Origin of the sequence: Bacteroides sp. RTP31139st1_H2_RTP31139_211217, assembly GCF_040227615.1 — a bacterium.
GTDB lineage: Bacteria > Bacteroidota > Bacteroidia > Bacteroidales > Bacteroidaceae > Bacteroides > Bacteroides uniformis.
Genome location: NZ_JBCNZM010000001.1, coordinates 59,805 through 83,924, shown reverse-complemented (window position 1 = coordinate 83,924; position 24,120 = coordinate 59,805). Strand labels below are relative to the sequence as shown.

Genomic DNA, 24,120 nt, shown 5'->3' with positions numbered 1-24,120 from the left:
TTCTTGGCATTTCGTTTCAGAGTACCGTTACTGAGGTTTGTATTCTGTAAAGAGACTGCTCCATCAAAGATAAAAGTCAGCGAATCTACCGCCGTATAGGATGCTGGATTAGCGAAGTTTGTCTGATACTTGTCTCGTAAACCATAGGCAATACCACCCATCGCCCTGCTGTTACTTGAGCCTTGTTCAGATAACTGTCCATATCCATATCGTGTATAGGGAGAATTTGTATTATTTTGAGCGACTGCCACTCCTGATAATATCGTGAGCAAGAGCACTAACAGTGTTTGTCTATAGCCTGTCATTATTATAGTTTAAAATTCTATTTAATCCTTTCAACACTAAAAATCTGTCTGCAAAGATGATACTTTTTAAGTTTGTATCAAAAGAAAAATCATCCCCGCCCGTTAAAAAAACCAAAAGTTCAGGATATTTATGCTTCATAACCGTAATGTAACCTGAAATTTCATATTCAATACCCTTCAGTACTCCGGCACGGATAGCCGTATCGGTATCCTTCCCCATGGGCACCATCCGCCCCTCAAGAGCCACCATTGGAAGCCGTCCGGTAAACTGATGAAGCGCCTTGAAACGCATCTGCAGGCCGGGAGAGATATTCCCGCCATGATAGCGGGCAGCAGCATCAACAAACTCATAAGTGATACAGGTACCGGCATCAATCACCAGTATATCCCTGCCAGGAAATTGCTCATTGGCTCCTACCACCGCCGCCATACGATCATACCCCAGCGTCCGGGGAGTTTCATAGAGGTTTTCTACCGGAAGAGAAGTCTTTTCATTGAGCCACAGAATGGGGACAGCCATATCTTCCAGTTGCGACAACACCTCTCTACTCAAATCAATGACAGTAGCCACTATCGCTTTTTCAATCGTATATGTACGGCATACTTCAGGCAACCGTTCCAACGTCAGATTGGAGTCATACACCACCTCCACGATACGTCCACCATCAAACACCGCCATCTTGGCGATTGTATTTCCTATATCAATAATGAGATTCACCGTATTGCATAAATTTAGCGGCGCAAAGATATAACATTAATATTGAAATTCAGCAGAAACCATCTCTTTATTAGAAGAACAACTGCACAAGAATTCTTATTCACATCCACACCAAACAACCACAATGCCACTTTTACATTCTGTTGAGATTTATTAAAGCCGCAACATCATACCACAACCACCTGATTATCAATACAACTAAATGCGCTACATTCAGTATACGACTGAGCCCTATTCAGTATACGATTGAATGGCATTCAGTATACGACTGAATCAGGTTCAATATACCACTATTTCTTGCACCCGTATCGTTTGTAAATAGAAAATACCTACCACTCGTACTCGACAGTTGATTCAAAACAACCAATAATGCGAATTAAGAATTGTATCAAGTTCATAATTAAAAAAGATTCTTCGGACACAGATGACCGGAATAACGCGAATAACCGCTTTAGTTCCTAATCACAAATTGGGATAATATTAGTTTTTTCCGTAAGTTTGCAGCATGAAACGAAGCCTACTTATACATATATATATAGTAATCTTTTTCTTCTGTTTGCCTTCAGCAAATGCCCAGGTGACACAACAGCAAAAGACTGCTGCAACAGACTCCGTACGCGTCAGCCTACTGACTTGCGCTGCAGGAGGAGAGATTTATTCCCTATTCGGACACACTGCCATACGGTACGAGAACTATACACGTGGCATTGACGCCGTCTTCAATTACGGCATGTTCAACTTCAACGCCCCTAACTTCATCTTCCGTTTTGCCTTGGGAGAAACGGATTATCAACTTGGAGTAACCGATTATGAGCATTTCGCCGCCGAATACAACTATCTGGGACGCGATGTCTGGCAACAAACGTTAAACCTAACAGAAGAGGAAAAAGAACGCCTGATAGCACTATTAACAGAAAACTACCGCCCTGAAAACCGAGTATACCGCTACAATTTTTTCTACGACAATTGTGCCACCCGCCCGCGGGACCAGATAGAGCGTGCCATCAACGGCACTCTGCAATACGCTGACAATATGACTGCTAACAGTACGGGAATCTCTTTCAGGGATTTGCTGCATAAATACAGTGAAGGCCATTTGTGGTCACGTTTCGGCATGGACCTATGCATGGGCAGCAAAGCAGACGAACCCATCAACCGGCGGCTGGCAATGTTCGTCCCCTTCTACATGCAGGAGTATTTCAATAAAGCGCAGATTGTGGACAAAGAAGGACAAGCACGGCCACTGGTTGCCAAAGAAGAAAAAATCGTAGTAACGGGTAAAACACCAGCCGACTTCGTCAGCAGAGGCATCACACCGATGCAGTCGGCTTCGCTATTACTGATACTTGTAGCAGGCATCAGCATTTACGGCATACGAAGAGGGAAAACTCTTTGGGACATAGACCTCATACTCTTCTTGGTTGCCGGAATGGCTGGATGTATACTGGCATTTTTAGCACTATTCTCACAGCATCCGGCAGTAAGTCCCAATTATATACTATTTGTATTCCATCCATTTCACCTTTTCTGCCTTCCATTCATGCTATCCAGGGTACGAAAAAGGGAAATAAGCCGCTATATGCTGGTTAACTTTGCAGTTTTAACACTTTTTATAGGGCTTTGGGCAATAATTCCGCAGAGAATTCCGCCAGCAATATTACCTTTGGCACTGTGTTTGCTGATACGTTCTGCAAGCAACCTCATTCTGACATACAAACGAAAGTAATGAAAAAAGGACTGATAACTTCCATACTCGCACTTACATTCAGTGGTTTGCAAGCCCAACCGCTGCCTGCCTCCCCAAAGCTGGTGGTAACATTGACCATTGACCAGTTGCGTACAGACTATATGGAAGCATTTTCGTCCTTATACGGAGAAAAGGGGTTTAAGCGCTTACTGCGTGAAGGTAAAGTCTTCCGTCAAGCAGAATTTCCTTTTTGCGGAACGGACCGAGCCTCGGCCATTGCCGCCATCTATACCGGGACAACACCGTCCATGAACGGCATCATTGCAGAGCAGTGGCTGGATGCAGGTACACTACGCCCCATAAACTGTGTAGAAGACCCCAACTTCATGGGCAACTATACCGACGAAAGCACTTCCCCCTCCCAATTACTGACCTCTACTATTGCCGACGAGCTGAAAATAGCTACCCGCAACAAAGGTCTGGTCTATGCCATCGCGCCTTTCCGCGATGCCGCCATATTGGGTGCCGGGCACGCGGGGAACGGTGCTTTCTGGCTTAATAACAATACCGGAAAATGGTGCAGTACGACTTATTATAATGAATTTCCGTGGTGGCTGAGCCAATACAACGACCGGAAATCTCCTGACTACCGTATCAAGGATATGGTATGGACACCTGCACTTCCTTTTACCAACTATACATTTCTGCCCGAATGGCGCAACGAGCCATTCAAATACAAGCTGGATGGTGAACGGACAAACAAGTTCCGCCGCTTGATAACCAGCCCTTTCATCAATGAGGAAGTCAACCTGCTGACCGAAGAGCTGCTGAATAAGAGCACTATCGGACAAGATGACGTGCCCGACCTATTATCGCTGACTTACTACGCAGGAAATTATAACCACCGAAGTACGCAGGAATGTGCCATGGAAATGCAAGACACCTACGTGCGACTGGACCGTAGTATAGCTTCCTTATTAGAGCTCATAGAACGTAAAGTTGGGCTCCACAACGTACTTTTCTGCATCACCTCCACCGGCTATGCCGACCCGGAAGCAGCCGACCCGGGCGTATACCGGATACCGGGTGGTGAATTCTACCTGAACCGCTGTGCCGCCCTGCTAAACATGTACCTCATGGCATCCTATGGCGAGGGACAATATGTGGAAGCTTATTATGACCAACAAATCTATCTCAACCATAAACTTATTGAGAACAAGCAGTTGAGCCTGACTGAAATTCAAGAAAAATCTGCCGAATTTCTGGTTCAGTTTAGTGGCGTGAGCGAAGTATATTCAGCTCATCGCCTGCTTTTGGGCCCCTGGTCACCGCAAATAGAACGTATACGCAATAGTTTTCATCGCAAGCGCTCTGGCGATTTGCTCATTGAAATACTCCCGGGCTGGACTATCATGCAGGAAAATAGTACTGATAACCGTGTAGTACGTACGGCCGATATTCCTGCTCCCCTCATTTTATTGGGAGGAGGAATGAAGGCTGAAACCATCCGTACCCCCATCAGTATTGACCGCATTGCCCCTACCTTGGCAAGTGTAATGCGCATCCGCGCCCCTAATGCAAGTACAGCATCTCCCCTTGACTTTTGATTCTAAAATAATCTGTGCAAATCTGGATAATCTGTATAGAAATCAGTAACTTTGCACGCTCAACTAACTCAGCAATAATAATAAAAACAAATATATAATGGGATTTAATGAATTTTTAAGCTCGATTTTCGGCAACAAATCCACACGCGACATGAAAGAAATACAACCGTGGGTGGAGAAAATCAAAGCCGCTTACCCGGAAGTAGCCAAACTCGACAACGACGCCCTACGCGCCAAGACAGAAGAACTGAAAGCCTACATCCACGATTCGGCAGCCGAACAACGCGCCAAAGTGGAAGAACTGAAAGCCAGCGTTGAAGATACCGAACTGGAAAAACGCGAAGACCTCTTCAACCAAATCGACAAAATCGAGAAAGAGATATTGGAGATTTATGAAAAAGCGCTGGACGAAGTATTACCCACCGCTTTCTCTATTGTAAAGGAAACAGCCAAACGATTCTCTGAAAATGAAGAAATAGTGGTTACAGCTACCGATTTTGACCGCCAACTGGCTGCCACTAAAGACTTTGTACGCATCGAAGGCGATAAAGCCATCTACCAGAACCATTGGATAGCAGGTGGTAACGATACTGTATGGAACATGGTACATTATGATGTACAGCTATTCGGTGGTGTGGTTCTACATAAAGGTAAGATTGCCGAAATGGCAACCGGTGAAGGTAAGACATTGGTAGCTACCCTACCGGTATTCCTCAATGCCCTGACTGGTAACGGCGTGCACGTGGTAACAGTGAACGACTATCTGGCAAAACGTGACTCCGAATGGATGGGTCCTCTTTACATGTTCCACGGTTTGAGTGTAGATTGCATCGACAAGCACCAGCCCAACTCTGATGCCCGTCGCAAAGCTTATCTGGCAGATATCACGTTCGGTACAAACAATGAATTCGGTTTCGACTACCTGCGTGACAACATGGCTATCAGCCCCAAAGACCTGGTACAACGCCAACATAATTATGCCATTGTCGATGAGGTGGACTCAGTATTGATTGATGATGCCCGTACTCCGCTGATTATCTCCGGACCGGTTCCCAAAGGCGATGACCAACTCTTCGAACAGCTCCGCCCGCAAGTGGAACGTCTGGTAGAAGCTCAGAAAAAACTGGCTACCCAATACCTGGCCGATGCCAAGCGCCTGATTGCATCAAACGATAAGAAAGACCAGGAAGAAGGCTTCCTCGCTTTGTACCGCAGTCACAAGTGCCTGCCCAAGAACAAGGCACTCATCAAGTTCCTCAGCGAACAAGGCATCAAGGCCGGTATGCTGAAGACCGAAGAAATCTACATGGAGCAGAACAACAAGCGCATGCACGAGGTGACTGACCCGCTGTACTTCGTTATCGAAGAGAAAATGAACAGCGTGGATTTGACGGACAAGGGCGTAGACTTGATTAGTAGCAATGTAGAGGACCCCACTTTCTTCGTACTCCCCGATATCACAGCGCAACTCTCTGCCTTGGAAAACGAAACAGAGCTGACAGACGAACAGCGCCTTGAAAAGAAGGATGCCCTGATGACCAACTATGCCATCAAAAGCGAACGTGTGCATACCATCAACCAACTGTTGAAGGCATACACCATGTTCGAGAAAGATGACGAATATGTGGTAATTGACGGCCAAGTGAAGATTGTGGATGAGCAGACGGGACGTATCATGGAAGGACGTCGTTATTCTGACGGTTTGCACCAAGCCATCGAAGCCAAAGAAGGCGTGAAAGTAGAAGCTGCCACCCAGACTTTTGCCACCATTACATTACAGAACTATTTCCGTATGTACCACAAACTATCCGGTATGACCGGTACGGCAGAAACAGAAGCCGGCGAGTTGTGGGACATCTACAAACTGGATGTAGTGGTTATTCCGACTAACCGCCCCATTGCCCGTAATGACATGAATGACCGCGTTTACAAGACAAAACGTGAAAAATATAAAGCAGTCATCGAAGAGATAGAAAAAATGGTGGCAGCAGGACGCCCCGTACTGGTGGGTACCACTTCTGTTGAAATCTCTGAAATGTTGAGCAAAATGCTTACCATGCGTAAGATTGAACATAGTGTATTGAATGCCAAACTGCATCAGAAGGAAGCGGATATTGTGGCTACTGCCGGTTTGAAATGTGCTGTAACCATCGCTACCAATATGGCCGGCCGTGGTACCGACATCAAGCTGAGTCCGGAAGTGAAAGCTGCAGGCGGTCTTGCCATCATCGGTACAGAACGCCACGAATCACGCCGTGTGGACCGTCAGTTACGTGGTCGTGCAGGACGTCAAGGCGACCCGGGTTCTTCTGTATTCTTCGTATCTTTGGAAGATGACCTGATGCGTTTGTTCTCCAGTGACCGCATTGCCAGTGTAATGGACAAACTGGGTTTCAAAGAAGGTGAAATGATTGAACACGGCATGATTTCCAAATCCATTGAACGTGCGCAAAAGAAAGTTGAGGAAAACAACTTCGGCATCCGTAAGCGTCTGTTGGAATATGACGACGTGATGAACAAGCAACGTACAGTAGTCTACACCAAACGCCGCCACGCTTTGATGGGCGAACGTATCGGCATGGATATCGTGAACATGATTTGGGACCGTTGTGCCAATGCCATTGAAGCGCCCGACTACGAAAACTGCAAGATGGATGTGCTCCAGACACTTGCCATGGAAGTACCTTTCACCGAAGAGGAATTCCGTAATGAGAAGAAAGAAAAACTGGCAGACAGAACTTTTGACGCTGCCATGGAACTCTTCAAACGCAAGACAGAACGTATGGCACAGATAGCCTATCCGGTCATCAAACAAGTATACGAAACGCAGGGACACATGTACGAAAACATACTTATCCCCATCACAGACGGAAAACGTATGTACAACATCTCCTGCAACCTGAAGAGAGCTTATGAGACAGAATGTAAGGAGGTGGTGAAGTCATTCGAGAAATCCATCTTGCTGCACGTCATCGACGAAGCATGGAAAGAAAACCTGCGCGAGCTGGACGAGCTGAAACACTCCGTGCAGAATGCAAGTTACGAGCAGAAAGACCCGCTGCTGATTTACAAGCTGGAATCTGTGAACTTGTTTGATGCCATGGTGAATAAGATTAATAATCAGACTATCTCTATCTTGATGCGTGGACAAATCCCGGTACAAGAGGCTCCGGCTGAAGCCCCTGAGGCTCCCCAGGCTCCCCGCCAAGTAGAGGTGCGCCAGGCTGCTCCGGAACAACGCCAGGATATGAGCAAGTATCGCGAACAGAAGGTTGATTTGAATGACCCGAACCAGCAGGCCGCTGCGGCACAAGATACACGTGAACAACCAAGACGCGAACCTATCCGTGCCGAGAAGACCGTAGGACGCAATGATCCTTGTCCTTGCGGAAGCGGTAAGAAATACAAAAACTGCCACGGACGGAATGCATAAAGCAAAGCTATAAAATGATAAGGCGATAGGGTGATAAGATGATACCGTCAGGTATCTTTTATCACCCTATCACTTTTTCTCCTGCCACATTATCACATTTTTTATTCGTTCCAGCTTTTGAATATTCAGCTAAAAGAGTACTTTTGCTCCAAAGAACAAAACCAAAGACTATGACCAAATATCACTATTGTCTGTTATTGATGGGGTCTCTGCTGTTAGGCAGCTGCCAGAGTGTAGAACAACTGTCCATTGATTATATGCTTCCGGCAGAAGTCAGTTTCCCGGCAACACTGAAACGTGTGGCTGTTGTCAACAACATGCCAAACGTACCGGACAACAAACTCATCATCACTGAGGAAGAACAGAAAAAAAGCGAGAATGAGGTGGCACGCCTCACCAACTACTACAATGGAGACGCCGCAATAACAACCGAATCCCTTGCAGAGGCCCTTGCCAACGAAAACTACTTTGAAGAGGTTGTGATATGCGACTCTGCCCTCCGGAGTAAAGACATCAATCCCCGCGAAAGCACATTATCGAGAGATGAAGTACTGGAACTTACACAGAATTTGGACGTAGATTTCCTGATAGCCCTGGAAAACATACAAATGCGTTCCAATCGCAAGATAAGTTATATGCCCGACTGGGGTGTGTTCCTCGGCACAGTGGATGTAAAGGTATATCCTACCGTCAGAATATATTTACCTAACCGCAAAGGTCCTATGGTGACCGTCAACAGCAATGACAGTATTTTCTGGGAAGAGGCAGGAAATGGTGAAGCGTCAGTACGTTCCCGCCTCATCAGCGAAGAAGACATGGTGAAGCAAGCATCTGAATTTGCAGGAACGGTTCCGGTAAGACATCTACTCCCCTATTGGAAAACCAGTAACCGCTATCTCTTCAGTGGTGGTTCTGTAAATATGCGTGACGCAGCCGTATATGCCAAAGAAGAAAATTGGAGTAAAGCAGTAGAGCTCTGGAAGCAGACCTACGAAACAAAAAAAGGAAAACAGAAAATGTATGCAGCCTATAACACCGCTTTGGGCTACGAAATGCAAGACAGCATAGATACTGCCTTGGAATGGGCATTAAAAGCGCAAACCCTTGCCCGTGAGAAAAGCAAGACAGACAAAAAAGAGACAGGCGAAATACATAATGGAACCATCTCCTATTATATCTTTATCAGCATGTATGTAGACGAATTGGAGAAACGAAAAGAGGGAATGGCACGCCTGAACATGCAAATGAACAGATTTGATGATGATTTTTAGTCAAATGATGCAGAGATAACCGTTTTTTTTATACCTTTGAACAACCATTAAGAAAAGAAAGTTATTATGAAGCTCAGTCAATCGTCATTAGCACTCTTGGAGGACACTCTTAAAAAAGCAATCGGCAAATACACCTGCGGTTGCGAACAGACTATCGTTACAGACATTCATCTGCAACCGAATCAGAATTCGGGCGAACTGTCTATCTTTGATGATGAAGATGAAGAGCTTGCCAATACTTCCATTGAAGAATGGATGACATACGAGGGGGATGATTTCTACGAAAATGTAGAGCGTATCTTGTCCTCACTGCTCTGCAACATGAAAAATGAAGGAAAGTTCGACAAGCTGACTATTCTGAAACCATTCTCTTTTGTACTGGTGGATGATGATAGAGAAACAATAGCAGAACTGTTGCTGATGGATGATGATACTCTATTGGTCAATGAAGAGCTACTGAAAGGATTGGATGAGGAACTGGATTCTTTTCTGAAAGAGCTGCTGGAAAAATAATATTCCAAACAATCAACCTATAAGGAAAAGAGACCTTCTTATAATAAATTAGCCCCTGCGATATAAAACGACCGCAGGGGCTAATTCTTTTTTACCTATACAATACCTAACGTATCTTAATTCCATAGAAAGAACTTGAGGTGGTAACAAAAAGCATATCCTTCTGCCTTCCACCAATTGCCAAGGAAATCGGGCGTTCTTCTATCTGAATACGTCTCTGCTCTTTACCAGATTTGTCATAGACAAATATTTCACCATCAGCAACATAAACATTCCCGTCAGCATCAGTCACATTACTGTATTGGCCATAAGGACATATTATTCCTTGTTCTGTCAAACGGCCATCCACACCAACAGAAAGTTGTACTGTCGTTTTATTCATCTCATTTACAATATAAACCGGTTCTGACTGACCGGGCACTGTAACAGTCAAAGCACAAGAACGCCCCAAATCATAGGTATCCGGAATAATTGTCACGCCATCCGGAGCGACAAAACTATACTCAGGCATACTGGCAACCACCTTGTCAAAGTCACTTCTCCAGCGACTGGAAGGGTGAATGACTTTCTGTATATTCTTCATACCGGCTGTAACGACACGTGGCATAGGCTTCATCGTAGCATCCACGTTATCCGGATTAAAAGAATACCCCCAAGCACTCCAGCCACTGTTACCCCAACCACTGTACATCGGATTATCATCCGGCAAGCGCACTACCGTTTCCTGCTTGCCGTTCACCAGATAACCCGGCTGAGGGTCATAGCGGAAAATAACCAGTAGATTGTCTTGCGTATCAGTAGCCAATGTAAAAGGCTTCCAGGGATAATCGGCTATCAAAGTAATCTGCTCCGTGTCTGCCGACCATCTATAGATTTTCTTCAGACGGTTTTCACAGAAGTAGATATTTCCTTTACTGTCGGTAGTAGCTCCGGAGGCCAGTTCAAAACCGGTAGCCAGCTTCACAGGCTTGTCCATGACCGTGCAGGAAGGGCGAAGGTTCTTCTCGCTACCCGAAACAGTGAGACGGGCAAAGTCCCACGAATAAACGGGCAACTTCTTATTCATATCATATATAGGAAACTCTATGACTGGCAATATCTGCGTATAATTGTGCATATTACGGAAAGTGATATTCTTGCAATCCCATATGCGGAAACCTATCCTCTTCGGCATAAAGGCACGGATTACGCGATACATCCACACATTTACCATTTCGATATTTTGACAGTTGGACATTTCTGCCATATAACAATCAGGCCCTTCACGACCTTCTTCCTCAAACTGGAAAGCATAAATTTTCCAGTTGGCCACATTATGGAAACGGGCTTCAGTACGGACATGATGCTCCAAAGACATGGCATAAATACGTCCCGGAGTCTTCGTTTCGCTAATATAAAGCCCACTGGCAGCATACGTACTAGCTGTCCAAACATCCTTAATTGTCCCGCCGCCATTGTTTGTAATCCACAAACTCCAATACTGGTTGTCCCAAGCCATATCCTTACCGGTTTCCATGACCGGAGAAGACGGGGAACTAATCCGACGCTCGCCCCTGCGGTAAGACGACTGTCCGGAAGTATTCGGAGCAGGTTTGCGCAAGGTACCGTGCCCACCTACAAACTTCACATCATTCAAGTACGAGCGCTCACCCGCCATCCATTTACAGCCGACAGCACGGTAATTATACGCACCGGTATTAATACCTATGCCATTCAGCATGTCGTCGCCACCTTCGGAAGATTCAACCAAAGGCACAGGCACGCCGAAACCACTGAATGCAGGCTCGCTTTCCTTCAACAGAAATTGAGTCCCAAAAGGATGCAGCCCAATCAGCTTAGTACCGGGAGACAGCTTCAACGTTCTCGTCAGGCGATACCAACCCTGGGGCACATAGATGTTTTTATGCAAAGAGACAGCTTTCACAAAAACTTCCGTATCATCAGTCTTGCCATCACCTTTTGCCCCTAAGTCTCGGATATTGACCCATGTCTCCATTGCCGGAAGAACCGGAAGGTCCTTGCCAAGTGTAACCGGCAGTTTTGCCACCGGCTCTATTTCACATATTTCCCTGAAAGAAGAAGCATCATTCAAATCCTGATACACCAGACCGTAAGTAAACTCCTTGACTCTGTACATTTTTGCTTTTCCGGCAACTTTCTTTCCACTTTGAGCATAGCCCACCAGTACGGGAACATTCCTGCAATCCACATTCACCAGATTCAATTGCGAAAAAGTATTTCCCTCTACGCTTACCCTGACACCGGCTTCCGAAATATTCTCCCACAACGAATTCTCCACATGAAGGCGGTCTGCCAGATTCTCTGCCATTTCAAAGGCAACGGGCGTATTCTTCACATGCATATTGACGATGGCAAACCCCACCTCTTTTGAATAGACAGCCGCCTTTCTCTGCCCCTCAAAGTAAGTATCGACCATCATCATAGGCCATCCCGGAGAAGTCCTGGAGGAAATTATCCCATATTCACCGCCATAGAACCTGACGTCTTCCAGTTCATTGCCAACATCATACATGCCGGCTTTCCCCGAACCAATCCGAATGTCGCAATGATTGATAAATCCATGCTGGGCAAAATGCGCACGAATGGCGACGGCTTGAGGATTACCTTTGTCTATACGGAAATCTACATTGGACACCGCACTATAGAAAGTACCTGCACCGGCATCCGAAGGCTTCCTGCCCTCTTGTGCCAGCCCTCCCGTAAACCATATCATATAATTTTGAGTAGTCTGGAAACCGGGTGTATCGGCTCCCAAATAAATCACCGGCCGTTTCTTCCCATAACCAATCAGCCGAATGGATGAGGGAATTTGAATCGTCTTGCTAATGCGATAATTTCCTTCCGGCAGAAACAGTATCCCAAAGTTCTTTTCGCGCTTCACCTGATTGATTGCCTCTTGAAGTGCATCGGTCACGTCGGACTTTCCATCAGCCTTGAAGCCGTAATTCTCCGGGGTAAAGTAGAATGCTTCCGGATCGTCCGGTCTTTGCGTATAGGTGGAACCACCCTCTGCCGCCCACCCGGGCGGCATATTACCGATAATCCAACAGACTATCAGCAGGTATCTCATTATTTGATAATTTCTCATTACACAGTTTGTTTTAATATGGATTTTCCTTATTTAATACGTACACCAAAGAACTTGGAACGGCCTGTGACAAACAATGTATTGCCATCCTTACCGCCAAACTGTAATGTGGACGGACGTTCGGGAACACGAATCATCCCTTTCTTCTTGCCATCCTTATCAAAAATATAAATTTCCCCATCCGCTATATAGAGGTTTCCTTCCTTATCTACCGCTGAACCAAATTCGCCCTGCTCCACAAAATAGCTCAAGTTGGAGAGCGTGCCGTCATTGGCCACATCCATCTTCACCATTCTGCGGTCATATTCATCAGAGGTATAGAAAGGCTTTCCCGGATAGGCTTCCAGCAGGGAAGAACTACGTGACAAGTCGAAATAATGAGGAATGATGGTTTTTCCATCCGGTGCCAGGAAGCACATTTCAGGAACATAGACCGACACCGCATTGAAATCGTGGAAGTCTCTCCAACGGTTAGAAGGATAAAGAGCCTTATACACGTTCTTCACTTGACCCATCGGAACACGCGGCAACAGTTTGATGGTCTCTTCCGGATTTTCCGGGTCAATGGAGTAGACTCTCATTGTATATGCGGAATTACCATATCCGCTGAAAGAAGTACCTTTTGTATCAGGCATTACCGGCATTTCCTCCGGCTTACCATTAATCAGATATCCCGGCTGCGCATCATATCTGAACAATACCAATAGATTATCTTCTGAATCAAAAGCCAGGTTGGAGGGTTTCCACGGGAAATCTGCCAGCAGCGACAAGCTGTTTGTCTCTACCGACCACTTAAAGATACGACGCATCCGATGGTCGCAGAAGTAAATGTTACCTTTACTGTCGCGCGCAATGCCTTCGGCAAATTCCAAATCGGAAGCCAATTGGTTCACCTTACCTATTTCATTGCCTAACGATTGCTGATGAGGTTCTTTTCCGGTTACAATCAAGCGAGAAAGTTCCCACGGGCGGATGTCAATGTCTTTGTTGACATCGAACACTGCAATGTTATTCGTATATTTAATCTGAGAATAGTTATGCAGGTTCAGAAATGCGATGTTCTCGCAATTGCGGATACGTACAGAACTGTGATACGGTTCATTGACACGGATAACGCGGAACATATACAAGTTTGCAAAGGTCACATCTTTGCAGTCGTCCATCTCTATCGGTTGGCAATCGGTACTTTCGCGGCTCTCTTCCTCGGTTTGCATGCAATACACCTTCCAGTTGGACACCTTGCTGAAACGTACTTCATTTCTTACATGATGCTCGATGGACATGGCATAGATACGCCCCGGAGTAGAAGTATTGTTGGCATAGAAACCATTGGTGGCATATGTGCTTGCTGTCCAGATATCTTTAAAGGTGCCACCACCGTTGTTGGTCACCCACAGACTCCAATACTGGTTGTCCCAAGCAAGATCCATGCCCGAAGCCGCTACCGGATTATCGGGAGAACTGATACGAGCCGGTCTGTTCCACCGGCCACGTGGTTCCTCAACACCCGGTTTAGGTTTCCATAAACCGCCATGCCCGCCTACAAACTTCACGTCATTCATATAAGAATCTGCATTTGCCATCCACTTCACACCTACAGCACGATAGTTATAACCGCCGGTATTGATACCAATGCCCACCAGCATATTTGCACCGCCTTCCGAAGATTCTACCATCGCTTTCGGACCGCCAAAACCACTGAATGCAGCAGTACTTTCGTCCAGCCGGAACTGAGTGCCAAAAGGATGCAGGCCTATCAACTTGGTATCGGGCTTCATCTTCAAAGTTTCGGTAATGCGATACCAGCCCTGGGGCACATAGATATTATCGTACTTGTCAATAGCCTCCTGGATGGCCTTCGTATCATCCGTTTCCCCATCTCCCTTTGCACCGAATTCGCGCAGATTCACCCATGTTGCCATTGCAGGCAGTGCAGGGATGTCCATCAGTTGGGCAACCGGCATCTTCTGTATCGGTTCAATATCAACCAACGTTTCATATTCCGGCATATCCACCATGTTATCCATCTGCAAGCCGTGGTCGTATGACTTTACCTTATAGATTTTATGAGCAACATGGGTGGCCGTATTGCTACGGGTATATTTCGCCAAGGTCGGTACATTCTTACAATATACATTGCGAAAGGTTATCTGATTGTTGCTGTTGTTCTCGTTGGTAATCACCACTGCCGGACCACTTACATTTTCAAAATAGCTGTTTTCCAAAAATAACTTGTCGCAATAATTAGGGTCAATATCAAATACAGCCGGAACATTCTTGGCATACAGATTCACCATTGCCAAACCGGACTCCTGACAACGAAGAGCAGCTACACGTTGTCCCTCAAAATAAGAGTCGACCATCATTACCGGCCATCCGGGAGAGGCTTTTGTCGTATAAATGCCATAATCTCCCCCGTAAAAAGCAACGTTTTCCAACTCATTGCCCACATCGAACAGACCAGCCTTGCCTTTACCTATGTATACGGCCACATAACTGATAAAACTGTGTTGGGCAAAGTGTGTGCGTAGCGCCACTGCATGCGGATTACCATCTTCTATGCGCAAGTTGATATTCGACATGGCACTGTAGAACGTACTGGCACCGGCATCACGGGGTTTCTCACCTTCCTTGACAACGGCTCCCGTAAACCAGAACATGTATTTAGCTTTTCCTTTATCATCAGCTACTTCCTCTTGAAAACCCGGAGAATTCTTAGCCAGAATAAATTCCGGGCGATTCTTTCCATAGCCAATCAAACGAATAGCCGTAGGAATATAAATGGTCTTGCTGATTTTATATTTACCTTCAGGGATAAAAAGGATTCCGAAATTCTTTTCTTTCTTCACTTGATTAATCGCTGCCTGCAAAGCATCCGATACATCCATCTTTCCATCCGCCTTTATAGGATAGTTCTCGGGAGTGAAATAAAAAGCTTCGGAGTCATTGGGTTTTAGAGGATAAATCGAATTCAATTGTACAGCATACAACTGAGTACATATCATCCCCAGCAAAATTAAAATAATCGTGTTCAATTTCTTCATGGTCTTATTTTTAATGTATGGATAAAAAAAGACGTTCTGCCGTCAAGCAGAACGTCTCCCTCTGCTATAAATTACAATTTTATAACTACTACCGGCGCATAATTATGCCGTACAGTGCCCACACCCGAAACATCAGCCAGAGCGCCAATACGGAAATAATAATTCTTGCTGTATTTCAAGACATCAGCATTTTGTCCCAGATCGATGGACAATGTATAAATATCAGCGCTATTTATAGCAGTACTCGGACTAAACACTTGCTTATCAGTCCCTCCATTCAACGTCAATTTCACATTGTTACCTACCCACATATCTGAAAAAGCAAACAACTGAATCTCTTTCAATTTCACTTCTTGTTTACCAGCTTCCAACGAGAATGTAGCAGTAATTACATTGCCATTCTTTTCTACTTTTGGACTTTTGACGCGAATATAAGGAATAACCTTGAAATCATACACATTATCCCCTGACTTAACAACAAAATCCTTCACTTCAAATGGATAAAAATTCCCATTTTCAAAACGAACATCATAAGTGGCAGCAAAAACCATATTGTTACGATATTCTCCGGTATTTGTGATATACCAGGTTTGATCCGTAGCATTAGTAAATCCATGCTCCCTCACTTTAATTGCATTACCGTTTTCCATATCAGAACCTACAAGTTCACCTGTCTGTTCGTCAAGGATAGAACCATGTATGGAAGCATCCGGTCCCTCATAATTATCAATTTCACAAGATGTCAATGCAAATAAGAAGCATGACACAAATAACAATATCTTTTTCATAACTTTCTACTTAATATTATTCAAATTAATGACCTGGATTCTGAACTAAACCATTCGTGGCAATATTAGGTATGCCCCTATAGTAGTTGATGTTCTGGAAAGTACGCCCTCCTCTTGTTTCGTCACCAAAGTAGTTCACCCTTGCAAAGACATATTTAGGCTCTGCACCACGCAAGTCAAGCATCGGCACCAAAGCTTTACGAATTCTATTATTGCTGAACTCAGTATGGAATTCCCTACGACGATTCATATCCCAAAAACGCTTTCCTTCAAACGCCATCTCCACACGACGTTCCTTCAAAACACTCTCTAATGTCAAAGATATCCGGTCGGTATGTCCGGCTCTACGTCGCAAAGCATTCAAATAGTTCTCAGCCAATTCCTTATCGCCAAATCCACTACCATTTTCCACAACAGCCTCAGCATAATTCAGGTAGACTTCTGCCAAACGCATATCAATATAAGAGGTAGTGGACGAAAGACGGTCGGGAGACATGCTCTCGCCCTCGGGCATATACTTACGAACTCCAAAACCTGTAGCAGTCCAATTAGCATCCTCACCACTGTTCACATTATTAAATCCAGAGAACATGGTTTCACCTTCGGCTCCTAAAGCATAATATGTTGTTCCATTTTTCTGAGTAGACTCGTTTGAATAAGCCACATAGCTATTATTGTCCTTAATAAATCCGCCCTGGATAATAATCTCAGTGCCGGCATAAGATGAACCCGGCACAACCACACTTGCCAACAGACGTGCATCCTTGTTGGCAAACGGTTCATACAAATCGTTATATTTAACAAAAGGTACTGACATCAAGGTGTTCACTACAGAAGCATTATTCATATTATGGAAATTAGGGATATAAGCATCTTCATTCCCATCCGTACGAGTTACAATCTTTGCACTTTTTCCCGTGCCGTCATCCGTATAATCTTCAAACAAATCAACGATTTCCAACATCGGATTGAAACGTCCATATTTCAGAGCGCCCGGATTGACTTGAGGAAGGATATTAAACTGAGCATAGCTATGTCCCTGATTAGTATTGGTTGTTCCATTAAGATACGCTTTACTGAAAATGACCTCTTCATTCTGGTCATTCAGGAACAAGGCCTGGAAGTTTGATGCAGCCTCCTTAACAGTAGCCGGAGCAGGCTTATAAAGAGATTTACCGGAATTCTCTATAAGGAACTTAGATGCTTCAATACATTCTTTATAGAATGCATCGGCATCGGCAGAAGTCATTCCACCCACCAGTTTCTGAGTGACAGCCTCACCAGCCAAAGGTGCCAGATTCCAATACTTGGCTACAGAAGCTGCATGAAGTGCAACTCTTGACTTCAACGCATAAGCTGCCCACTTGGTTACGCGATACAAATCCGAACCAGAAGTCGCATCGGGCAAAGTAGCAGCAGCAAGGGTGCACTCATTCAATACAAATTTCCAAGTATCCAACTCTGTACTGCGGGGAACTGCCACAGCGCCCGGTCCACCATCGGCATAATCATCGTCCTGCACTTTGTCAATCAGAGGAACGCCTCCATATCTTTTTACAAGCCCATAATACATATAAGCACGTGCAAAATGGGCTTCACCAGTCATACGATCCGCATCTGCAACAGAAATTGTTCCTGCTTCTTTGGCTTTTTCTACATTCTGCATAAAAATATTCACCTGACGAATATCTCCATAGGGCCAATAATTGAATCCTTCGTAACCTATATCCACTCCTCCGTCACTACGGGTAGCTTCGTCGGTAAGAAATGCTAAATTAGTAGTTTCATTCACACCATCATAACCGCGTTGATTAAAACCAGCGTTCGGACGATAATTAAAATCTTCCATAGGAATCATGGTATATATGTTTGCCAATAGTGCCTTTACACCACCTTCTGTCTCCAATAACTGATCGGGAGACACTTTATCTAGCGGTTCAAGTTCCAAGAAGGCATTACAACCGGACAATCCCATCAATGCACATAACGAGAATATCGATAAAATATTTTTTTTCATGGTATTTCAGAATTAAAAGTTTATGTTTAACCCAAAGTTATAAGTTCTCATCAACGGATATGCCAGGTTGGCTCCCCAATCCCTTTCCTCACGTTCGGGGTCAGCATCCTTCAAAGCCTTGTTACAGAACGTAAGCAGATTTGAACCATTGACAAAGATACGGGCACTGTTCAACCCGATTCTTTTCATAAATGATTTTGGCAGATTGTAACCGATCTCCATACTCTTCAAACGGAGATAAGTAGCTTGCGGAAGCCAAACGGAAATACCATAATTCCATCTACTACCATTATCCGAAGTATTGGAGAAATTGTGGCGTAATGCCGGATAATAGCCGGCTACCCATTGTGTGGCAGGATTATACGGATCATCTGTTATATTTGCAGGATGCCAACGATCTACATATTTCGCAATTAAATAAGATTTATTTGTCTTGCCACCATATCCCCAAACATCATCATTGGCATATCCGATGGAATAACCGGAAGCTCCTTGAAACAGCATATTGAGATCAAAATTCTTATAAGAAGCCGCCAAAGTCAACCCATACTGGATAGGAGGATTTGCACCGGTTGCCCAAAACTCCGGAACACGGTCACTGCTGTTAATTCTACCATCACCATTCAGGTCAAGCAATCTGTAACTACCCGGAAGCATCTTAGAGTTACCCAAGTTCCCACCAATCAAAGGAGCCGTTTCATACTGTTCCAAAGAAGTATATTGGCCATCGTATTTATACAACCACATCACATTACTGTTACGGTTTTCCTTTCCATTCAGCCATCTATCCATAGAACTGGTATATTCTGCATGTTCCACATGCAGACTTCTTTCACGGGCATACGTAAAATTAGCACTTACTGAATATGAGAAGTCCTTACCGATTTGTCCTCTGTGTCCCAATTCAATCTCAAAACCCCGGTTCCGGTTAGAATTCAGATTTTCCTTCGGGAAACTTGCACCAAATGTATCAGGAGCAGATTGTGCACGGTCGGCCAAAATGCCTTCATTCTTACGATTGAACCACTCGATAGTACCACTCAACTTACCGTTCCATAAGTCAAAATCCAGACCTACATTGGAAATAGAAGATGTAACCCAAGAAAGCCGGTCAGTCACTACACCAGGAGCTACCATACCCATAATCTGGCTGGCACCATCAAAAACATAACCATTAGAAGCCGAATTATAAGCAGATACATATTGGAAAGGATCACCGGCATCATATCCACTTTGTCCAAAAGAACCCCTGATTTTCAAATTAGTAATAAACGGCAAATTGTCCTTGATGAAACTTTCTTCCGAAAGTCGCCATCCGGCACTTACCGACGGGAAGAACGTCCAACGCTTAGAAGGAGCATAACGATAAGAACCATCATAACGCCCTACTACTTCCAACAAGTATTTACCGGCATAATCATAGTTCGCACGCATCAGATAGGCTGCCAAACGGCCAAAACTACGATACCCTGAATTGGTAGCTGTACCCGGACTTGCCTGATTCAAAATATCATTAGTAAACAACTCTGAATATTGCCGGGAACCGGATAATTCATCGCGTCGTGTACTGTTCAACTCTGCCACAGCTGTCACATTCAAATTGTGCTGATTGAAAGAACGCATATAATTAGCCTGCAACCTGCCATAAATCTTCTGATATATTCTCATCGTATTGGAATAAGCATCAGTACTACCTCCCGTACCGGCAGGCGCATCTGTATAATAATCATACAACGGATAAGAACGATTTAAAGAAGAGTTGTTACGATTGTTACCGTCAAATGACCCCAAAAGACTCAATGCCAACCCTTTTACAAAAGGAACTTGCCAATTCAATTCCACATCGGCAGAATACGTCAGGCCTCTGTTCTTGCGATAACCGTCTATATCCGGATCAACCAACGCAAAAGGATTCTTGTTTTCAGGACCGATTGCAGACAAATGATTGGGATTATTAATCGTATGAGTACCGATACCACGGTCATTAACCATCAAAGTCTTAAAAGTCCACATAAAATCCTCTCTCGGCCTTTGGGTTTCATCCCAACGCCCGGACAGATTCACATTCAGTTTCAGCCCTTTCGTAAGCTCTGCAGTCAGGTTACTTCTCAGATTATATCTATGATAGTATTGGATACCACTCTTCAGCAAACCATTATCGCCATTATAGCCGAAGCTCACATAATATTTCACCTTATCCGTTCCGCCTCTCACAGAAACAGTATGCGATTGCTGGAACGCCAGTTTATTCATAAACATGTCAATCCAGTTATTGTCTGTATAACCCTTAGCCCCGGTTCTATACAGTTCCAGAATATCGTCAGTGTATTCAGGGGCAGCCTGGTCATTACGTGCCCTTTCATTGGCCAACATGCGATAAGTATAAGCATCTACCGTTTCTTCCATACCCGTGGCATTCTTCATACCGAACAATGCCGAGTAAGATACTCTGGTCTTTTCGGCCACACCTTTTTTGGTAGTAACAATGATTACGCCATTAGCCGCATTCATACCATAAATAGCGGCAGAAGCATCTTTCAAAATAGAGATACTTTCTATATCCTCAGAATTCAGCTGTGCAAGTTCTTCAGTACCTTCACGTGTGATACCATCAATTACCACCAACGGGTCACCATAACCGCGAATGCTCACCATATTGTCGAAAGTTCCCGGCTCTCCGGTTTTCTGACGAATCAATAGTCCCGGCATCTTACCTTGAATATTGCTAATCAGATTCTCGGTCTTGGTCGTAGCTATTTCATCAGCACCAATGGCTGCAATGGCACCGGTCAGTGATTCTTTCTTCTGTACACCATATCCTACAACAACCACTTCATCCAATATCTCAGCATCTTCTACCAAAACTATCTTGAACGAATTTCGGCCTGCAACCTTTATGTTTTGTGTCTTATAACCTACATAGCTTATTATAAGAGTAGCATCAGAGCCCACATTGGTCAGAATGAAATTACCGTCAATGTCTGTTATGACACCGTTGGTAGTTCCCTGCACCAAGATACTGGCACCAATCACCGGTTCACCGGTTGCATCGACCACAGAACCTTTCACCGTCGCAGCCTGCAAAGCCATCTGTACCCCATCAGCTCCTACAGCTTTATCATAAAGGATTATATTACGGTCCAATATCTTATAGCCTATATTGGTTCCTTTGAATACATCGTTCAGAACCTTGAATATGGTTTTGTTATTTGCCCGGACCGATACACGGCGCTTAACGTCAATCTGCTTGTTGTTGTAGAAGAAAACAAATTCGGTACCTTGTTCCAGCTCCGTCAGTACTTCATCAACAGTCTTGTTCTCAAGAGCAATGTTTACCATTGTCTTTTGAGCATAACCTTCATTGGCAAAAGTCATACCAACCAAACAAAACAACATAAATAATGTGCATCTCATAGCAAGAGGAATTTTTTTCATGCATCTCATCAGGACACTTTTTGCCCTAAATGATTGGATACAATAGTGTTTTTTCATAATTTTGTATTGATTTCTAGTGAAAAAATAAAGTTACTTTATCTGTCGCCAAACAGATATTTAAAAGTTACTGTGTTTCATGCAGGAAAATGCGCCAACATTTTCCTGCATGTTTTTCTAAACGGACTTGTGTTTCATCATACTACTTTTTAAAGGGTTAATAAACTTCTATTACCTGTCTCTCGGCATCCACATCACCATCTTCAACAAACTTGAAATGAATATTCGAGGATATTCGGAAGTGCTCCAATATTCGCTCCAAACGTTGTTTGGTAAATGTAGCCGTAAAGGAATTCTGCTTCAATGAAGCCTTTTTCAGAATGAATTCCACATTATATCTTTTGCTCAAACTCTTCAATATATCTTCAAACGGAGTGTTCCTGAAAATCAAACGTCCGTCCTTCCAACATGTTTCCACGTCTACATTGACTTCTTTCACAACGACCTTTTCCCGCACTATATCATAAATAACCTTTTGCCCCGGCATCATCATTACATTATTCCTCCTGCCGTTATTCACATAGGAGAAACTGACTTTACCCGAAACCAAAGTGGTCTGTACCGTCCTGCTCCCTTTGTAAGCCTCTACGTTGAACTCCGTTCCATGTACCACTATCTTGGAATTGTTCAGCGTGCCGACAATGAACTTCTTTTCATCTTTTGCGACAGAAAAGAATGCTTCACCCACCAACTTCACTTCCCTTTTATCATCGGCAAACCGGGAAGGATAGCGCAACGACGACGACGAGTTCAGAACGACTTCCGTTCCATCCGGCAATTCGACAGAAGTAGTCATTCCCGGATTTGTCCTGACTTCCATCATATGTATCTCTTCTTTATCCTTGTCCCAATAAAGGATAGACCACGATACCATCAAAGGGATGAATAAAATGGCGGCCGCCCGTTGCATCCCTCTAAATAATACCTGATACCTATTGACCTTTTTCTGTTTCATCTTACGATGTACATCCTTCAAGGCCTTCTTTACATCCAGCCTGGATGAAATCTGCGCCATGTCCGCCGCCAGGCCGAGTGTCTGAACCTGGCGGGCTGTCCTGCGGTTCTCTTCCGATGCTTCCAGCCACTCCTCTACCAGAGCAGTTTCATCTTCCGTTGTCTCTCCTTCATAATACCTGAGAAGCAGGTCCTCCATTCCCTCTCTTTTTACCATAATTTTTATTGCTAGCTTTAATCTAAAGACAAACGGGTGAAAAGAACTCCTAAACAAAAAGCTAAAAATATTTTATATACTTAGATTATAATGGGAAAAAAAGCTATTTTTGCCCAACAATAATGAACCCCCACCCTATGAGAAACATACCATTAGAAGATACATCTTTATTATCCGCCATACAAAAAGGAGATAGAAGTGCTTTTGATGTGTTATTTCAAAAGTACTATTCTGTGCTCTGCACCTACTGCTATCGTTTTGTCCGGCTGGAAGATGCAGAAGAGATTGTTCAGGACGTCATGCTATGGCTTTGGGAAAACCGCGAAAGACCCGTTATCGAATATTCGCTCAAGCAATATCTGTTCAAGGCTGTCTACCATCGTTGCATGACCCGGATTGCCCAAAATGAAGTGAAGCAACGGGCAGACACCGCTTACTATGAACGAATGTTCGCCATGCTGCAGGAGGTGGATATCTATCAAATCAACGAATTAAGCAAGCATATACAAAGGGCCATCAACGAACTGCCGCCTACTTATAGGGAAGCTTTCATCATGCATCGTTTCCAGAATCTGAGTTACAAGGAAGCTGCCGAACTACTCAACGTTTCCCCAAAAACGGTAGACTACCGCATCCAGCAGGCTTTGAAGATTTTAAGGGTCAAGCTGAAAGATTATCTGCCACTGATATTGATGCACCTGCTCACCTCGCATTAAGACCATACATAAGCGGAACGTCCCCTATACCTTGTCGGCTACACACCGGGACTTAGCCCTAAAGAGTATAGAACTGAGAGGTCAAAACATCCGGATGTTTTACCCCAATACATGGGGATGTTTTCACCCAAAACACCCGGATGTATTACCCAAAAACATCCGGGTGTATTACCCAAAAACATCCGGGTGTTTTAATGGAAAGGATGCGGATGTTATGACCTCTCAGTATACGGGTCAGACCGGTTCAGT

The 24,120-nt window shown here is 44.4% G+C and carries 13 protein-coding genes and 1 pseudogene; 6 read left to right on the top strand and 8 right to left on the bottom strand.

From position 1 onward, the window contains the following. Nucleotides 1-305 (bottom strand): annotated as a pseudogene (locus ABUA47_RS00320) (hypothetical protein); the annotation flags it as partial. Further along, entirely contained in the window at nucleotides 292-1,023 is a 732-nt protein-coding gene (locus ABUA47_RS00315; protein ID WP_005831955.1) for a type III pantothenate kinase, read from the bottom strand. The pseudogene ABUA47_RS00320 and the gene ABUA47_RS00315, both read right to left, overlap by 14 nt. Nucleotides 1,024-1,528: 505 nt before the next feature. On the opposite strand from ABUA47_RS00315, the gene ABUA47_RS00310 reads away from it, so the two are divergent. The 5 genes from ABUA47_RS00310 (at nucleotide 1,529) to ABUA47_RS00290 (ending at nucleotide 9,534) form a co-directional block, all read left to right on the top strand. Continuing rightward, nucleotides 1,529-2,749, top strand: coding sequence for a DUF4105 domain-containing protein (locus tag ABUA47_RS00310; RefSeq protein WP_035449009.1), 1,221 nt, complete (start codon nucleotides 1,529-1,531; stop codon nucleotides 2,747-2,749). Beyond that, the gene (locus ABUA47_RS00305; protein WP_005831961.1) at nucleotides 2,749-4,317 is read left to right on the top strand and encodes an alkaline phosphatase family protein; all 1,569 of its coding nucleotides are present in this window, start codon (nucleotides 2,749-2,751) and stop codon (nucleotides 4,315-4,317) included. The genes ABUA47_RS00310 and ABUA47_RS00305 overlap by 1 nt, the downstream gene beginning before the upstream one ends. Before the next feature lie 97 nt (nucleotides 4,318-4,414). Further along, complete coding sequence (gene secA, locus ABUA47_RS00300) at nucleotides 4,415-7,750, top strand: preprotein translocase subunit SecA (RefSeq protein ID WP_005831963.1); 3,336 nt, start codon at nucleotides 4,415-4,417, stop codon at nucleotides 7,748-7,750. Between the two features lie 170 nt (nucleotides 7,751-7,920). Then, nucleotides 7,921-9,021, top strand: a complete 1,101-nt coding sequence (locus tag ABUA47_RS00295) for a DUF6340 family protein (protein WP_005832868.1) — start codon at nucleotides 7,921-7,923, stop codon at nucleotides 9,019-9,021. Between the two features lie 66 nt (nucleotides 9,022-9,087). Then, nucleotides 9,088-9,534, top strand: a complete 447-nt coding sequence (locus tag ABUA47_RS00290) for a hypothetical protein (protein WP_005831967.1) — start codon at nucleotides 9,088-9,090, stop codon at nucleotides 9,532-9,534. Between the two features lie 106 nt (nucleotides 9,535-9,640). On the opposite strand, the gene ABUA47_RS00285 is transcribed toward ABUA47_RS00290, so the two are convergent. From ABUA47_RS00285 to ABUA47_RS00260, 6 genes are all read right to left on the bottom strand, one after another. Beyond that, nucleotides 9,641-12,643, bottom strand: a complete 3,003-nt coding sequence (locus ABUA47_RS00285) for a glycosyl hydrolase family 28-related protein (protein WP_349831362.1) — start codon at nucleotides 12,641-12,643, stop codon at nucleotides 9,641-9,643. Between the two features lie 29 nt (nucleotides 12,644-12,672). Continuing rightward, nucleotides 12,673-15,687 carry a glycosyl hydrolase family 28-related protein gene (locus ABUA47_RS00280; RefSeq protein ID WP_035449013.1) on the bottom strand — a complete coding sequence of 1,005 codons (3,015 nt, stop codon included), beginning with the start codon at nucleotides 15,685-15,687 and terminating at the stop codon, nucleotides 12,673-12,675. 71 nt (nucleotides 15,688-15,758) lie between these two features. Beyond that, nucleotides 15,759-16,475, bottom strand: a complete 717-nt coding sequence (locus ABUA47_RS00275; RefSeq protein WP_005831972.1) for a DUF3823 domain-containing protein — start codon at nucleotides 16,473-16,475, stop codon at nucleotides 15,759-15,761. A gap of 25 nt (nucleotides 16,476-16,500) precedes the next feature. Continuing rightward, nucleotides 16,501-18,492 carry a RagB/SusD family nutrient uptake outer membrane protein gene (locus ABUA47_RS00270; protein ID WP_008665241.1) on the bottom strand — a complete coding sequence of 664 codons (1,992 nt, stop codon included), beginning with the start codon at nucleotides 18,490-18,492 and terminating at the stop codon, nucleotides 16,501-16,503. A gap of 12 nt (nucleotides 18,493-18,504) precedes the next feature. Next, nucleotides 18,505-21,906: a TonB-dependent receptor gene (locus tag ABUA47_RS00265; protein WP_022401934.1), complete on the bottom strand. Its 3,402-nt coding sequence runs from the start codon at nucleotides 21,904-21,906 to the stop codon at nucleotides 18,505-18,507. Between the two features lie 235 nt (nucleotides 21,907-22,141). After that, nucleotides 22,142-23,155 carry a FecR family protein gene (locus tag ABUA47_RS00260; RefSeq protein WP_035449015.1) on the bottom strand — a complete coding sequence of 338 codons (1,014 nt, stop codon included), beginning with the start codon at nucleotides 23,153-23,155 and terminating at the stop codon, nucleotides 22,142-22,144. 137 nt (nucleotides 23,156-23,292) lie between these two features. Between ABUA47_RS00260 and ABUA47_RS00255 the strand changes: the two genes are divergently transcribed. Next, on the top strand, nucleotides 23,293-23,871 hold the full coding sequence (locus tag ABUA47_RS00255; RefSeq protein ID WP_022401932.1) for an RNA polymerase sigma-70 factor: 579 nt from the start codon (nucleotides 23,293-23,295) through the stop codon (nucleotides 23,869-23,871). Nucleotides 23,872-24,120 lie beyond the last annotated feature (249 nt).

Coding starts and splice junctions, on each gene's coding strand:
- ABUA47_RS00310 (WP_035449009.1), top strand. CDS start 1,529: ATGAAACGAAGCCTACTTATACATATATATATAGTAATCTTTTTCTTC.
- ABUA47_RS00305 (WP_005831961.1), top strand. CDS start 2,749: ATGAAAAAAGGACTGATAACTTCCATACTCGCACTTACATTCAGTGGT.
- secA (WP_005831963.1), top strand. CDS start 4,415: ATGGGATTTAATGAATTTTTAAGCTCGATTTTCGGCAACAAATCCACA.
- ABUA47_RS00295 (WP_005832868.1), top strand. CDS start 7,921: ATGACCAAATATCACTATTGTCTGTTATTGATGGGGTCTCTGCTGTTA.
- ABUA47_RS00290 (WP_005831967.1), top strand. CDS start 9,088: ATGAAGCTCAGTCAATCGTCATTAGCACTCTTGGAGGACACTCTTAAA.
- ABUA47_RS00285 (WP_349831362.1), bottom strand. CDS start 12,643: ATGAGAAATTATCAAATAATGAGATACCTGCTGATAGTCTGTTGGATT.
- ABUA47_RS00280 (WP_035449013.1), bottom strand. CDS start 15,687: ATGAAGAAATTGAACACGATTATTTTAATTTTGCTGGGGATGATATGT.
- ABUA47_RS00275 (WP_005831972.1), bottom strand. CDS start 16,475: ATGAAAAAGATATTGTTATTTGTGTCATGCTTCTTATTTGCATTGACA.
- ABUA47_RS00270 (WP_008665241.1), bottom strand. CDS start 18,492: ATGAAAAAAAATATTTTATCGATATTCTCGTTATGTGCATTGATGGGA.
- ABUA47_RS00265 (WP_022401934.1), bottom strand. CDS start 21,906: ATGAGATGCACATTATTTATGTTGTTTTGTTTGGTTGGTATGACTTTT.
- ABUA47_RS00260 (WP_035449015.1), bottom strand. CDS start 23,155: ATGGTAAAAAGAGAGGGAATGGAGGACCTGCTTCTCAGGTATTATGAA.
- ABUA47_RS00255 (WP_022401932.1), top strand. CDS start 23,293: ATGAGAAACATACCATTAGAAGATACATCTTTATTATCCGCCATACAA.